This window comes from Pseudomonas sp. FJ2-5-13, from assembly GCF_029201605.1.
Classification (GTDB): domain Bacteria; phylum Pseudomonadota; class Gammaproteobacteria; order Pseudomonadales; family Pseudomonadaceae; genus Aquipseudomonas; species Aquipseudomonas lactis.
This window is the reverse complement of sequence record NZ_CP104045.1, coordinates 3,175,055-3,188,007: the sequence shown is the minus strand read 5'-3', so window position 1 is coordinate 3,188,007 and position 12,953 is coordinate 3,175,055. Positions and strand designations below refer to the sequence as shown.

Genomic DNA, 12,953 nt, shown 5'->3' with positions numbered 1-12,953 from the left:
GCCATGACCCCGCTAAAACTCATCGTTGCCCTCAGCGCATTCTCTGCCGCCTCCCACGCCCTGGCCTGGGACTACGTGCTGCTCGATACCGACAAAGCCGCCCAGAACTGGCAGGTCACCAGCCAGCAGCTCGGCATCCAAACCGACAAGCCCTTCAGCGTTACCTTGCGCACCCTGCACGGTGGCCGACAGGAGGGCGTGAACATCGTGGATATTGATAACGGCACGATGAAGCTCTCGGTGGTGCCGACGCGTGGCATGAACGTGTTGCAGGCGTCGGTTGGCGATGTGCGCATGGGCTGGGATTCGCCGGTCAAGGAAGTGGTGAATCCGTCCTTCATCGAGCTCAATGGCCGTGGTGGTCTGGGTTGGTTGGAAGGTTTCAATGAGCTGGTCACCCGCTGCGGCTACGAATGGGTCGGGCACCCTGGCATCGACAACGGCGAGTTGCTGACCCTGCACGGGCGGGCGGCCAATATTCCTGCGAATAAAGTCACCCTGCATATCGATGAAAAGCCGCCGTACGCCATCACCCTGCGTGGCGAGCTGAAAGAGCAGGCGTTCAAGAAGGTCGATTTCTCTGTTGCGACTGAACTGGTCACCGAGCCTGGCAGTGTGGTATTCGCCCTCAACGACACGCTGACCAACAACGGCGATTATCCGAAGGAATATCAGGCGCTGTATCACAGTAACTTCAGCACCCCGTTCCTGGAGCAGGGCGCGCGTTTCGTTGCGCCGGTGAAGCAGGTGTCGCCGTTCAACGACAAGGCCAAGGGCGAACTGGCCGACTGGCAAACCTATCGCGCACCGACCAAGGACTATGACGAAACGGTTTACAACGTGGTGCCGTATGCCGATGCCAAGGGCGATACCTTGACGGTGTTGCATAACAAGGCCGGCAGCCTGGGGGTTTCGGTGGGTTTCAATACGCAGACACTGCCGGTGTTTTCGCTGTGGAAGAACACCGATACCCAAGGGCAGGGTTATGTGACGGGGCTGGAGCCGGGGACGAGTTTTTCGTACAACCGTCGTTATCAACGGCCACTGAACCTGGTGCCTACGATCGGGGCGAAGGAACACAAGCAGTTCCGGATCAGCTACAGCTTGTTGGCGGATAGGGCGGCTGTTGATAAAGCCTTGAAGCAGGTCAGCGAGATTCAGGGTGGGCGGGAGACTGAGGTGCGGCAGACGCCTTTAGTGGATTTGACCAAAGGGTGATATTGGCTGGATCTATCACGTGGGGCCCGGCGTGCTTCATCGACGCCGGAATCGCACTGCAACTGTAGGAGCGAGCTTGCTCGCGAAAAACCCACAGGCGCCGCGTTCACTCAGGAAGCCCGCGTTATCGTTGAAGTTCTTCGCGAGCAAGCTCGCTCCTACATTGGGGTTGGCATTGATATTGGGCCGTGTTCAGCGCAGGGCTTTCTGTCATCGACGGGCATGCATACTGGAATAACCGTATTTCAGGAGCATCTCCATGATTCGCAGGGCCTTACCCGCCGACGCAAAAGCCATTGCCCAGGTGCATATCAGCAGTTGGCAAGACGCGTACCGTGACCTGATGCCTGCCCAGTTCTTGAGCGGGTTGCAAGCAACGCTGGCTAGGCGCGAAGCCCATTGGGTTCACTCGCTAGCCTTGGGTGAGTCGACCGTATGGGTTGCCGAGGTAGGCCAGCAGGTGGTTGGCTGGATAGCTGTGGGCGCCAGCCGTGATGAAGACGCTGTGCAGACTAATGCAGGTGAGGTCATGGCCATCTACGTGCTCGCCGAGCATTGGCAAACCGGCGTTGGGCTGGCCTTGTGGAAAGCCGGCTTGCAGGATCTATTGGCGCAAGGCTATGAGCGTTTAACGCTGTGGGTGTTGGCCGGTAATGAGCGGGCTATTCGGTTTTATCGCCGGGTGGGATGTGTGGAGGAGGCCGGGACTGAGCGCGATCTTGAGAGGGGCGGTGTTACGCTGGTGGAGGTGAGGTATGGTTTGCCGTTGAGATAGCATAGATATCTACACAACTTATTTGCAGGCCGTAGTAGCCGACGGTAACCACGATGCGAAGCGAGCCGCTCTTGATCTGCTTTTGATCTCAGGCGCCCCGTTAAACCACGCTGGCCGGAATTCGACAGGGATTTGGGGGGTAAACCGGCAGGGATGCCGGTTTAGCCGCCCCGCGCCATGGATGGCGCGTGGCGGCGGCCCCCCAAATCACTGGCGAATTACGGGCACACCGAGCCTAGGCGAGGTGCCGAGTGGTGGGGCAAGAGCGTTTTGCTTACTTTTGCGCTTTTCAAAAGTGAGCCGCCGTCAGGGCGGAACCCTAGGTGGCCGTTACCGCAGCAATGGATATACACACAATCCAACTGCGTTGACTGTCAGGCCGCCTTCGCAGGCAAGCCAGCTCCCACATTTGGATCGCGGTGCGTCAGCTAGATCAGCGTCGGCTATCAGGTCGTCACGGGAGCAAGCTCCCTCGCCACAGATCCACTGTCACCCCCAAATTAGGTAGATGCCTATGGCCATCCCAGGCAAGCCAGCTCCCACATTTAGATCGCGCCGCATCAGTTAGATCGACGTCGGCTGCCAGGGGCACTCCCACCTCACTCATTCCCTGCGCGCAGTCAACAACACCGCCGCCGCCGCTGACAACAAACCTGCGCAGCAGCGATTGAACAGGCGCTTGCCCTTGGGCTCGGCAAACCAGCGGCGCATATGCAGGCCCATATAGGCATAGGCGCTGATGGCGACCCATTCCAAAGCCAGAAACATCACACCCAGCAGGGCAAATTGCGCAGTGACGGGTTGGCCGGGCACCACGAATTGCGGGAGGAAGGCGGTGAAGATCAGGATGGCTTTGGGGTTGCCCGCAGCCACCAGAAACTCCTGCCGCGCCAAGGCCCACAGGCCCACCTTCCTCGTTGCGGTGTCCACCTGCTGCTGCGGGTCTGCGCGCCATAGCTGATACGCCAGGTAAAACAGATACGCAGCGCCGAGCATCTTGATCCCGTAGAACAACAACTCCGAGGTTTGCAGCACCACCGCCAACCCCGCGGAGGCAAGGGCGATCATGCCGGCGAAGGCCAGCAGGCGGCCGAGCCCGGCGAGGCAGGAGGTGCGGTAGCCATAGCGGGTAGCGTTGCTCACGGATAGCAGGTTATTGGGGCCGGGGGCCATGTTCAGGGCGAAGCAGGCGGGGAGGAAGAGGGCGAGGGTGGCGAGGTCCATGGCGGCTCCGGGTTGCAGGTCGGGGAGTCTTGAGGATAAACGGATGAAGCTCGGTTTAACACTCCGTGGCCGGGCTTCTGGCCCCGCGAGCGCTTCAGGTGTCCGGATTGGATGAACGCTTGGCCTCAGGGGGTGCGGCAAATAACCGATCGGCGATTTACCGGCCCCGTTCCAAGCCTTCCTGCGTCAGCCAAATGGACTTGTTTTTGTTCACCGGATTACTGATAAAACCTTGCTCGTGAAGCCGGTTCATTATTTGAAAGTCGTGGCCTTTCCATGAGTTGCCGTTATCAAAGCTGAAGGTGGTCAGCAGGGCAAGTACGGTTTCCTCAATCCGTTTTTCGTCGTATTCCATAATGGGTACTCCGCTTGAATTCCACAGACCCTATCTAGCTTAGCGCAACATTTCGCTTGAACAGTTATGATGCCAATCCCGGTTTTGATCATGGACGAAAAAATCTTGGCGACTCACTCTGTCAGTCACACGTTGGGTACACCGTCTGAACTCAATTATTACGATTGCAGGTCGGTGCCATTGTCGACTGAGATCAGCGCGCTGGATGCCTGGAACATCATGACCGCCGAAACGGGACCGCTGTTAAAATTGGCCTTTCGGATCAGAGATGGGATTTCTTCAAGGTTTGGCGTCAAGCGCATCGGCGGGTTCTCCGGCAATCGGCGCGTGACGGTGCAAGCGGGTGAGCGGCTTGATTTTTTCCTGGTGGAGGACTGCGCGCCGGATAGGCTGGTGCTGACCGAGCGTGACCGGCACCTGGATGTGATGATTTGCCTTTCACTTGCTGATCGTGTGCTTACGATCACTTCATCGGTGATCACCCACAATACCTTTGGGCGCCTCTACATGCTGCCGGTGGGGCCGGCGCACAAGCTGATCGTCAATCGGCTAATGACCCGCTTGCAGCGCAAGCTGCAACAGCTTTGAATCTAGAAAAGACTCCCTCAACACAATTTACTCTCCGTCGGAGCTGTCGCGCTTCAACGATACAGCTAAAGCGCTGGATCACAGCGCAACGCTCCACACCGCCAGTTCATACCCATCTGGATCGGTGAAGTGGAACCTGCGGCCTCCTGGAAACGAAAACGTCTGGCGCGTAATCACCGTGCCCAGCTGTTGAAGCCGCTGCTGCACACTGTCCAAGTCATCGGCATACAAGATAACCAAGGGCCCGCCCGGTCGCACAGGCTCACCGGTGGTGAAACCACCCGTGAGCCGGCCATCGCTGAATTCGCTGTAGGTGGGGCCGTAGTCGACGAACGTCCAGCCGAATGCGGCGCCGTAGAAGGCTTTACTGCGGGCGATGTCGCTTACGTTGAATTCGATATTGTCGATCTGTCGGTCTTTACCGGGTGTGCTCATGGTTGCCTCCGTGGCTCGTAGTCTCGGCCACGAGTGTAGCGTACCCGGGCCTGCCCATTTCCCACACGCTCAAGGATGAAACCTGCGCCCCAACGCATCCAGCCGCACCGCGATCGGTGGCAGGCGTTCGCTGCTGCGCGCGAGTGTCTCGACGTCGTCGGCGGTGTTCTGGGCGATGCTTTGCACCGATTGCAAGCGCTCGACGATCTCCAGGTTGGCCGAAGTCTGCTCGCGGGTGGTGGTGACGATGTGGCCGTTGAGTTGGTCGATGTGCGCGATGTCCTCGCCCACCGCCCGTAGCATGTCCACGGCCTCTTGGCTGTCGGCCACGCAGCGCTCTACGCCTTCGCGGCTGGCGTGCATGGCTTCGACGGCTTGGCGGCTGCCGTGTTGCAGGCCCTCGATGATGCCCTTGATTTCCTGGGTGGAGAGGGCGGTGCGCTGGGCCAGGCTGCGCACTTCATCGGCCACCACGGCAAAGCCACGGCCTTGCTCGCCGGCGCGGGCGGCCTCGATGGCGGCGTTGAGGGCCAGCAGGTTGGTCTGGTTGGCGATGCTGCTGATCACTTCCAGCACCGAGCCGATTTGCTCTGCCTGCACCGCCAGGGATTCTACGGTCGACTCCGTGCCGTTGATGCGCGAAGCCAATTGGCTGATTTCATGCTGGGCGCGGCCGACGCTTTCCTGGCCGCGCACAATCTGCTGGCTGGCCTGGCTCGCGTGTTCCACTGCCTGTTCGACCTGCACCGTAATGTGGCCCATGGCGTCTTCCATGCGCTGCATCGAGCCGGTCATTTCGCCGATCTGTGCCAGTTGATGCCGGGCGCCTTTTTCCAGGGTGCCGCTGGCGCTGGCCAGTTCCTGGCCGAGCTGGCCCAGGCCATGGGAGTCGCGGGCGACGCCGTCGATCAGGTGGGTGAGTTGCTGCAGGAAGTGGTCGAAACGCTTGGCGAGGGACACGTGGGCCTTGCCTTCACCGTGGGCGGTTTCCACGGTGAACTGCGAGGTAACGGCGAGCATCTTCTCCAGCATTTCCTGGCTCTCCACCGCTTCGGCCTGGCTATGGACGGCGAGGTAGAGGAGGGCGACGGTCTCCATCACCACATAGAAGGCATGGACGAACACCATCGTCCAGCCGCCGTGATGCTCCATCACAAACACCGGGAAACCCTGATGCTGCAAGGCATGGAACACCACGTGATGCACCGCTATGGTCAGCGCCGCTACCAGGATCGGCAGCCAGTCACGGTAGAAGGTCAGCACCGCCAGCAGCGCGAAAATGCCGAAGTGGGATTCGATCACCCCGTGCGCCTGGTTGATGTGCAACGCCGCCATCACCATCAAGCCGGCACCCAGTGCACAGCGCATCACGCGGGTGCCGCCGATGACGCGGTACAGCGCCGTGAGCACCACGCCGGTGCCGCCACCGACGATCACGGCCTGCATGAGGGTGTCGTGCCAGAACGCCAGGCCGAGGGAGAACAGCAACATCAGCCAGATCAATGCCAGCATGATGCGGTCGGCCTTGCGATAGTGCTCTAGAAAACGGACAGGCATTCACTCTTACTCCATGAGAGGGGGCGTCGAGGTCAAGCAAGCACGCGGTGTGCCACACAGGCGCGCCGCTGTGGAGTCAAGCAGATGTTCAGGATTGTCGCCGGTTACCCACGCGTTATCGGCACGCGGGCGTGGGACTTTAAGAACGGCTGCCCGAGCGAGCAGCCGAGGTTGCCGTGAGCCTCAGAAGCTGTACTTGGCAGTCAGCATCATGTTGCGGGGGCTGCCATAGGAGTCGCCGCCATAAGTCACTGAGTTGGAGATGGACTGGTAGTAGTGGCGATCAAAGATGTTGTTGGCATTGAGCTGCAGATCCAGGTGCTGATTGACCCGGTAGCCCGCCATCAAGTCAGTGACGGCGTAGCCGCCTTGCTGGAGCCGGTAGTTGCTGCCATCCGCTAGCTTGATGTCGTTGTACATGCGGCTCTGCCAGGAGATATTGCCGCCGACCCGGAGTTTTTCCAGCGGGCCCTGGAAGTTGTAGCGGGTGGTCACTTTGAACAGATGTTCCGGGATGTCGGTATCGAACTGCTTGTTGACCTTCTGCGGGTTGGCGTCGTCCTTGATGGTGTGGGTGCGCGCATAGGTATAGCCGCCGCCGACCTGCCAGTTTTCGGTCAAGGCGCCTTGCAGTTCGAAGTCGATACCCTGGCTGCGGATTTCACCCGAGGCGTCGGCACAGGACGCCTGCGGGCAGTTGGGCACCACCACCGGCACGGCGCGGTTTTCCTGGTCGACGCGGAACAACGCCACGCTGGCATTGAGCGTGCCACCGAAGTATTCGCCTTTGACGCCAACTTCATAATTTTTACCGACGATGGGCTTGAGTGGGGTGCCGGCTGTGCTCTTTTCCTTTTGCGGCGTGAAGATGTCGCTGTAGCTCACGTAGACCGAATGCTGGTCGTCCAGGTCGTAGATCAGGCCGGCGTAGCGGGTGAGGTTGCGGGTGACCTTGTAGTCGCCGGCGGCATCACGGTTGTCGTAGTCGTACCAGTCCAGGCGAGCGCCGAGGATCAGCTTCAGCGGGTCAGCCAGGCTCAGGCGGCTGGTCAGGTAGAAACCGTCCTGGGTGGTGACTTCGCGAACGTTGTTGGTGCGGGTGAAGTTCGGTTTGCCGGCATTGATCGGCCAGTTGAGGTCGTACGGGCTGTAGTTGTGGGTGGTCATGTCGTAGATGCGCTTGCTGGCGCCCACCACCAGTTCATGGGTACGGCCGAACGCCTCGAACGGGCCGCTGGCAAAGGCGTCGAGCCCGGCCTGGTTTTCATCGTAGCTGGCCTGGTACACCGTGCGGGCCAGGGTGCTTTTGGTCCAGCGCGATTGGTAGGAACCGGAGAACAAGGCGTTCTGTTCGGCATAGTTGGCGTTGACCTGCAGGCTCCAGTCGTTGGCCAGGCGCTGGCGCAGCTCAGCGAACAGGGTGTTGATTTCCTGGTCCTTGTTCTCCCAATCGGTGCCTGGGTTATAGGAGCGCGACAGGTCCAGGTGGCGGCCATCCAGGCCGACCATCGAAGCGCCCCAGAAGTAGTTGGTCTTGTCCTTCTGGTTCGAGTAACCGAGGGTCAGGGTGGTGTCTTCGCTCAGGTCGGCTTCGGTGACGGCGTAGAACAGGCCATGATCCTGCTCGGCCTTGTCGATAAAGCTGTTGGCATCGCGGTAAGAGGTGACGACGCGACCGCGCCAGGTGCCGCTGTCATTGAGTGGGCTGGAGGCGTCGAGCTCGCCTCGGTAGTCGTCCCAGCTACCGACGGCGCCGGTGAGGGTGACTTTCTGCTCGTCCAGTGGCCGCTTGCGGATCAGGTTGATCGCGGCCGAAGGGTTGCCCGCGCCGGTCACCAGGCCGGTAGCGCCGCGCACCACTTCGACGCGGTCGAACATTGCCAGGTTCGGCTGCGCGCCTACCGATGCACCGTTGTAGCCGCTGGGTATACCGTCATACATGAGGTTGTCGATGTCGAAACCGCGTGCGGTAAAGCCTTGTCGCCCAGGGCCGTTGGAGTAATTGAGGAACAGCCCCGGCGTGGCGTTGACCACGTCGTTGATGCTGGTCATGGCCTGGTCCTCCATGCGCTGGCGCGTGATCACGGTGACGGCCTGCGGGGTTTCGCGCAGGGTCAGCGGCAGTTTGGTTGCGGTCTTCATCGAGCCGGTGGTGTACGACTCGCTGCCTTCGGTGGTTGCGCCAAGCTGTTGGCCGGAGACCTGGGTGGCGCCCAGCTCAATGGTGGCCGGTGCTTCGGCGTCGGCGGCCATGGCCGCATTGGAGGTTGCTAGAGCGATAGTGATTGCCATCAGACTGGGTGTAAAAACGTTGCCGCCGCGTTGTTGCACAGACATGAAAGTAGGGCTCCCCAAGCGCCGTCCGTGGCGAATAATAAATCTGTTGATAATTATTCGCATCAGTTTGGCAGATTGAGTCTGTAGGGAAAAGCCCGAACGCTGTAGGAGCGAGCTTGCTCGCGAAAGACTCACTGACGCCGCGTTTATTCAGCAAGCACGCATTATCGTTGAGGTTTTTCGCGAGCAAGCTCGCTCCTACAGGGGGTGTTCAGGTGAACAGGATTTCGTAGGGCTCGCGCATGCGTTCCAGCAATATTTGCGCGAGCATCGGCGGTAAGCCGATCTGCGGGTCGCCCACCAACTGGCTGGCGTAGGCGTGGGCGGCGTGCAGCTTGCGTGCGACGGTCCAGGTGTCCAGGCGGACCTTGCGTGCACGTTGCCAGGGCATTACCGCGCTTTCCCGTGCTGGCCAGTGCCAGGCCCAGACCGGCAGTTCATACAACTGCGCACCCACCAGGCTGCACGCCTTGGCACTCGCGCGGCCAACGGCATCGTGGTCGTCATTGCCGTCGTTGCGCCAGGTGGTAAACACCACGTCGCCGGGTTGCAGGTAGCGCGCGATGAATTGGCTCATCGGCTGTTCACGGGCGGCCAGGGCGTCATCACAAAACCCGCCACGAATCCATTTCAGGCTGTGCAAGGGCATGCCCAATCTGCGCAGGGCCTCGGCGCTTTCCTGGGGGCGCACCACGCTCAAGCGGCTGGCCGGCCATACTTGCGAGCCGGGATGGCTGGCGCTGCCATCGGTGATGGAGATCAATTGCAGTGGATGCTCCTGGGTGCTGAGCAGTTGCAGCAAACCGCCGCATGCCAGCACTTCATCGCCCGGGTGCGGGGCGATCACCACCACGCGAGCGCCGCGCGGTACCAGGGTGTTCACGGAGATGATGGGGGTTTGCGCCAACTGCGGCGCACTGTTCCAGATTTGCGCGGGGCCGCGGCGGCCTTCGCTTAAGGAGGCAGGCTTCATGGGTGTCACATCCTTGTCGGTTGATACCGGGTCGTACCCCGTTGACGGGACGACGCTCTTGTCTTCACCCCAGGCTCCGCTGGGGTGAGTGCTGTGCGAGGCGTTAGGAGCATAGACAGGCATGGGTGTCTGCACAACTTTGGATGCGATGCCACATAACAGTCGACGATTAGCCTGCCGTCTCACGATCCAGCTGTGGGAGCGGGCGTGCTCGCGAAAGCGGTGGGTCATTTACCATCAATGTTGGCTGGGCCGCCGTCTTCGCAGGCAAGCCAGCTCCCACACAGGTCATGTGTTGCCCAAAAAATTAGCGCCTGGCACACACCCCTGTGGGAGCTGGCTTGCCTGCGATGGCCATAGGTATCTACACAACTTTGGTGTGACGCTGGACTGGTGGCGAGGGAGCTTGCTCCCGTGGCGGACTGACGGCCGGCGCCTATCTCCCTGACGCCCGAGGATCCTGCGGTTAAACGCTTTTCTGTTTTCACCCAGCCCGCATCAAGCTCTTCAAATAGTCCCCAAACCCACCCTCAGCCCGGCAATCCAGGCGCGCACTGGTCACCACTTGCGGTGCATGGCTCCAGGCGATGGAGGCGCCGCAACGCTCCAGATCACGCACCAGCTGTACATCCTCGTGGCATTCCAGCGGTTCAAATCCTCCGGCCTCTACATAGGCGCGGGCACTCACGCCCAGGTTGGCACCGTGGATATGCCGATGCCCGTCGCGGGCCTGGTAGGCCTGGTGATAGCGGATCTGCGCCGCCGGGTCGAAGCCTTCGCTCCAGGCGTCTACGGTGACTGTGCCGCACACCGCGTCACAACCTTGAGCCAGTTGGGCCACCAGCCAGTCAGGGGCGACGCGGCTGTCGGCGTCGGTACAGGAAATCCACCGCGCGCCTTGCTCCAGCAAGTACCGTGCACCCACGCCGCGGGCATGCCCCACATTGCGAGCCTGCACGGGCAGGCAATGCACCTGGTGGGCCTGGGCAATCGCCGCGCTGGCATCGCTGCAGCTGTCGAGCACCACCAGAATCTGTACCGCTTCACCCAGCAAACCCGGGTGGTCGGCGGCGATCCGCGCAGCCCTCAGGCAATCATCCAACCAGGCTTCTTCGTTATGTGCCGGGATCAGAATACCGATCATCGTAAGCCCTCGTGGCGAGCGACCGAGGTGCCGTCGAGGCTCCACAGGTCGAGCAGGAAGTCCGGGTCCTGGTACTGCACCAACGGTGCTCCACCCAGACGCTGTTGCAGCACGGCGTGCACTTGTTCGGCGGTTTGCGGGCAACCGTCAATGGGCGCTCGCCAGTGGCAGGCCAGGAGTTGCCCATCAGCGGTCAAGGCGGCGAGGGCGCGGTCGAGCAGGCGATTAAAATCATCTGCATCAAGGTAGTAACAAAGCTCACTCAATACGATCAGTTCGAACTGCCCGCTGGGCCATTGCTCCGGCAGGCGGCGCTGCTCCACGCGGGCATGAGCAAAACGCTCCAGCCGCGCCTGTGCCAGCCGCACCGCAGCGCTGGCGGTGTCGCAACACAGCAGGCGGTCGCAACGTGGCGCCAGCTCGGCACTCAGTTCGCCATTGGCACAGCCCGGTTCGAATATCGACGCATAGCGCGGCCGTGTCAGCATGGCCAAGGTCAGGGCGCGCTTGCGTTGTTCGTACCAGCGTTGGCGAAAAGCCCAGGGGTCGTCATTGCCGGCAAACAATTGGTCGAAGTAGGGGGTTGCCACACTCATACGAACACCATTTCAAAAGGTTGCAGCAAGCGTTCCACCACATAGGGCGCCAGCACTGGAGGCAGGCCGATTTGCGGGTCGCCCTCCAATTGGCTGGCAAAGGCGTGGATCGCATGGCGTTTGCGTGCCACTTGCTCGGCGGTCAGCGGGATTTTGCGCGCCCGATGCCAGGGCACTTTGTGGTCTTGGGCGGTGGCCCAGTGCCAGGTCCATACCGGCAGTTCACACAACACTGCGCCGACGGCCTTGGCGGCCTTGGCGCTGGCGCGGCCCACGGCTTCATGATCGCAATGGCCATCCTCGCACCACGTGGCGAACACCACGTCGTTGGGCTTGAGGTGGCGCTGGATAAACTCGCACAGCTGGGTTTCGCGCTCGGCCACATGGCTGTCGGCAAACCCGCCGCGCAACCATTTCAAACTGTGCAGCGGCAAGCCAAGGCGGTGCAGGGCCTGGGCTGATTCCTGCGGGCGCACCACGCTCAAGCGCTCCACCGGCCAGCGCCGGGAGCCAGGGTGGCTGGCGCTGCCGTCGGTGACGGAGATCAACTGGATGGGGCGATCCAATGCAGCCAACCCTTGCAGCAAACCGCCGCTGCCCAGCACTTCATCATCCGGGTGCGGGGCGACGATCACCGCTCGATGCCCTGGCGGCACCAACTGCGCCACGCTGATGTGTGGCAACTCCGCCAGCCGTTCAGAGTTTTGCCAGTGGCTCAACGGTGTGCCCTGGCCAACAATCGGGTTGGGCTTCATAGCGCCCATCTCCCTGAGGGCTCGCCAGCGACGTGTTCGCCCAAAGCGGCCAAGTCGCGTTCGGCATGGCTTTGCCGCACATACACCGGCAAATCCGCCATCAACTGGGCAAAGTGCGGGTCCTTGCAATAAGGCCCGGCGCCGACCGCACGGCCCACATGGTGGATCACTTGCTCCACCGTATCTTCGATACACGCGCGCGTCTGTTGCGCCAGTTGCCGCGCATCGGCGCGTGGCTGGCGGTCGATCTGCGCGGCGCTGGCGCGTAACACGCAGGCGGCGCTGTTCAGGGCGCTGTCGACCGCGCCGAGGTGGGCTAGCGCATGGGGCTCCGAACGCGTGGCACACTGGGCGCGTAGCACTTCGCCCAGGCGTTGCGCCGCGCCGTACCAGCACGCGGCGATGCCAATGCCGCCGTGCCAGAAGCCCGGGCGCGACAGATAGTCGCCCGGGCCACCCACGGCAATCCCCCTGGCGGCGCTGAACAGGATGTCGACACTACCGGTCGCCGCCATGCCCACCGCCTTCCAACCTTCATCCGTCACCGTGATGCCGGGCTGATCCATCGCCACGGCCACCAGTTGCTGGCGGTCCTCTTCGTCCCAGGCCGTCAACAAGCCGTGGCTGACCACCGCCGCACCGGAACACCAGGCTTTGCGCCCCTCGATCAGCAATCGCTGGCCGTCGCGGCGCACGCGCACCTTGGCGGTCGGCGGCTCGGCCGCCCACATGCCCCAGGTGCTGCCCAGCGGCGGCAAGGGGCTGTCGAGTTCGGCAATGATCGCCAGCGCATCGGTATGGCCTTCGAACAACTTGCACAGGCGCAGGTCATGCCCGGCCACCTGAGCCAATTGGCTCAAGCGGGCCAGGGTATCGCCGCTGCCCGGCAACGGCAGTTGATCAAGGCCTTCCTCTTGAAGGGCCCTCAGCGCATTGCCCAGGGCTTGCGTGTCGGCATAGCCCCGGTAGCCCCGAAGGAAACCGTGCAAGGCCATT

General features: G+C 61.7%; 13 protein-coding genes. 3 read left to right on the top strand and 10 right to left on the bottom strand.

What is annotated here, in order from left to right; translation table 11 throughout:
- The first annotated feature begins 3 nt into the window (after positions 1 to 3).
- Both N2A98_RS13825 and N2A98_RS13820 read left to right on the top strand, forming a co-directional pair.
- Entirely contained in the window at positions 4 to 1,218 is a 1,215-nt protein-coding gene (locus N2A98_RS13825; protein WP_275622143.1) for an aldose 1-epimerase family protein, read from the top strand.
- Between the two features lie 259 nt (positions 1,219 to 1,477).
- Positions 1,478 to 1,993 (top strand): GNAT family N-acetyltransferase, encoded by a 516-nt coding sequence (locus tag N2A98_RS13820; RefSeq protein WP_044270790.1) that lies wholly within the window; start codon positions 1,478 to 1,480, stop codon positions 1,991 to 1,993.
- 603 nt (positions 1,994 to 2,596) lie between these two features.
- On the opposite strand, the gene N2A98_RS13815 is transcribed toward N2A98_RS13820, so the two are convergent.
- Both N2A98_RS13815 and N2A98_RS13810 read right to left on the bottom strand, forming a co-directional pair.
- On the bottom strand, positions 2,597 to 3,217 hold the full coding sequence (locus tag N2A98_RS13815) for a LysE family translocator (RefSeq protein ID WP_275622142.1): 621 nt from the start codon (positions 3,215 to 3,217) through the stop codon (positions 2,597 to 2,599).
- A 157-nt stretch (positions 3,218 to 3,374) separates the two neighbouring features.
- The gene (locus N2A98_RS13810; RefSeq protein ID WP_275622141.1) at positions 3,375 to 3,572 is read right to left on the bottom strand and encodes a DUF6429 family protein; all 198 of its coding nucleotides are present in this window, start codon (positions 3,570 to 3,572) and stop codon (positions 3,375 to 3,377) included.
- A 66-nt stretch (positions 3,573 to 3,638) separates the two neighbouring features.
- Between N2A98_RS13810 and N2A98_RS13805 the strand changes: the two genes are divergently transcribed.
- A complete protein-coding gene (locus N2A98_RS13805; protein WP_275622140.1) occupies positions 3,639 to 4,160 on the top strand; it encodes a DUF2867 domain-containing protein in 522 nt (173 codons plus the stop codon).
- A gap of 78 nt (positions 4,161 to 4,238) precedes the next feature.
- On the opposite strand, the gene N2A98_RS13800 is transcribed toward N2A98_RS13805, so the two are convergent.
- The 8 genes from N2A98_RS13800 to N2A98_RS13765 form a co-directional block, all read right to left on the bottom strand.
- On the bottom strand, positions 4,239 to 4,595 hold the full coding sequence (locus N2A98_RS13800; protein ID WP_044272990.1) for a VOC family protein: 357 nt from the start codon (positions 4,593 to 4,595) through the stop codon (positions 4,239 to 4,241).
- A 69-nt stretch (positions 4,596 to 4,664) separates the two neighbouring features.
- Positions 4,665 to 6,152, bottom strand: a complete 1,488-nt coding sequence (locus tag N2A98_RS13795) for a methyl-accepting chemotaxis protein (RefSeq protein WP_275622139.1) — start codon at positions 6,150 to 6,152, stop codon at positions 4,665 to 4,667.
- Positions 6,153 to 6,335: 183 nt separating this feature from the next.
- On the bottom strand, positions 6,336 to 8,489 hold the full coding sequence (locus N2A98_RS13790) for a TonB-dependent siderophore receptor (protein WP_275622138.1): 2,154 nt from the start codon (positions 8,487 to 8,489) through the stop codon (positions 6,336 to 6,338).
- Between the two features lie 211 nt (positions 8,490 to 8,700).
- The gene (locus tag N2A98_RS13785; protein ID WP_044272987.1) at positions 8,701 to 9,462 is read right to left on the bottom strand and encodes a PIG-L family deacetylase; all 762 of its coding nucleotides are present in this window, start codon (positions 9,460 to 9,462) and stop codon (positions 8,701 to 8,703) included.
- A gap of 484 nt (positions 9,463 to 9,946) precedes the next feature.
- Positions 9,947 to 10,606 carry a glycosyltransferase gene (locus N2A98_RS13780; RefSeq protein WP_275622137.1) on the bottom strand — a complete coding sequence of 220 codons (660 nt, stop codon included), beginning with the start codon at positions 10,604 to 10,606 and terminating at the stop codon, positions 9,947 to 9,949.
- The gene (locus tag N2A98_RS13775; protein WP_275622136.1) at positions 10,603 to 11,202 is read right to left on the bottom strand and encodes an SAM-dependent methyltransferase; all 600 of its coding nucleotides are present in this window, start codon (positions 11,200 to 11,202) and stop codon (positions 10,603 to 10,605) included. Before N2A98_RS13775 ends, N2A98_RS13780 begins: the two co-directional genes overlap by 4 nt.
- On the bottom strand, positions 11,199 to 11,957 hold the full coding sequence (locus N2A98_RS13770) for a PIG-L family deacetylase (RefSeq protein WP_047710992.1): 759 nt from the start codon (positions 11,955 to 11,957) through the stop codon (positions 11,199 to 11,201). The genes N2A98_RS13775 and N2A98_RS13770 overlap by 4 nt, the downstream gene beginning before the upstream one ends.
- Positions 11,954 to 12,952, bottom strand: a complete 999-nt coding sequence (locus N2A98_RS13765; protein ID WP_275622135.1) for an acyl-CoA dehydrogenase family protein — start codon at positions 12,950 to 12,952, stop codon at positions 11,954 to 11,956. Before N2A98_RS13765 ends, N2A98_RS13770 begins: the two co-directional genes overlap by 4 nt.
- Between the last annotated feature and the right edge of the window lies 1 nt (position 12,953).